This is a genomic window from Allomesorhizobium camelthorni (assembly GCF_011045125.1).
Taxonomy (GTDB): Bacteria; Pseudomonadota; Alphaproteobacteria; order Rhizobiales; family Rhizobiaceae; genus Allomesorhizobium; species Allomesorhizobium camelthorni.
Window position 1 is genome coordinate 1 of sequence record NZ_JAAKZF010000251.1, and the last position, 1,328, is coordinate 1,328.

General features: G+C 68.8%; 1 protein-coding gene. It reads right to left on the reverse strand.

What is annotated here, in order from left to right:
- Nucleotides 1–2: 2 nt before the first annotated feature.
- On the reverse strand, nucleotides 3–1,328 hold a 1,326-nt coding region (locus G6N73_RS35670), incomplete at its 5' end, for a TolC family outer membrane protein (protein WP_165034542.1).

Sequence of the window (1,328 nt, forward strand, 5' to 3'; positions counted from 1 at the left end):
ACTCAGCGGCCGTCCGGCGTTCTCAGGCCGAACCATTTGTCCTTGACGGCCTTGTAATGCTCTTCGGGCTTGTATTCGGCGACCTTGAGCCCGAGGCGGCGGATGGAAAGGTCGCCCGCGCCCGACAGGATGGCGTAGCTCGCCACCACCAGGTCGCGCTGCGAGTTGGCCACGGCAATCTGGGCGTCGATGACGTCGGCCTGCGCGTCGAGCACGTCGAGCGTGGTGCGCTGGCCGACATTGCGCTCTTCGATGACGCCGTTGAGCGCGAGTTCGGCCGCCGTCACGGCCTCGCGCGTGGCGGCGAGCGTTTGCTGCGCGGCGATGTATTGCGTCCAGGCCGAGGTGACCGCGGCGCGCACCTGATCGCGCTGCACGTCGACCTCGATGCGGGCCTGGCCGAGCTGTTCCTTCGACTGGCGCACCTGCGCCGAGGTCCTGCCGCCCTGGTAGATCGGCACGGTCAGTGTCGCGCCGATGCGGGCGTTATTTCCGGATTGTTCGGTAACGGTGGGACCGCCAACGCCGGGAAGTCCGGTCGCCTGCGCCTGCGCATGCCGTTCGGTGAAACTGCGCCCGACGCTCGCGCTGGCCGAAACCTGCGGCAGCAACTGGCCTTCGGCCGACTTCACCGTAAAGCCGGCCGCGTCGACCAGATGCTCCGTCGCCATGATCGCCGGATGCCGGCTCGAGGCGATGCCGATCGCCTGGTCGAGGCTGGGCGGCAGGAGCTTGGCGAGCGGCGCCGCCGCCTCCAGCCGGCCCGGCTCCTCGCCGACGATCTGGCGGTAGATGGCGGCGCTCGACTGCGCCTGCGCCCGCGCCGCGGCGACCCGCGCCACGGCGGCCGAACGGCTGGCGTCGGCCTGGGCCACGTCGGTGCGGGTGCCCTCGCCGACCTCGAAACGCGAGCGCGCGGCGCGCGCCTGCTCCGACAGGAACTCCAGGTTGCGCTCCAAGAGCACCGCCACCTGCCGGTCGCGAATCACGTCCATATAGGCGCTGGCCGCGCTGAACAGGATGTTCTGCTCGGTGTTGCGCAGGCTCTCATTGGAGGCGAACACCCGCGATTCGGCGGCCGCGACATTGTTCCTGGTCTGGAAACCGTCGAACAGCAGCTGGTTGATCTCGACGCCGAACTGCCCGGCGGTGAGCCGGGTGCCCGATTGCGAGGAGTAGTCGATGCTCGCAACGCCGTTTATCGTCGGCCGATAGCCGGACTTGGCGATGGCCACGCCCTCATCGGTCACCCGCACCCCGGCACGGGCCGAATTCAGCTCCGAATTGAGCTGGTATGCCTTGGTCAGCGCGCCGAAAATGGTTTCTGC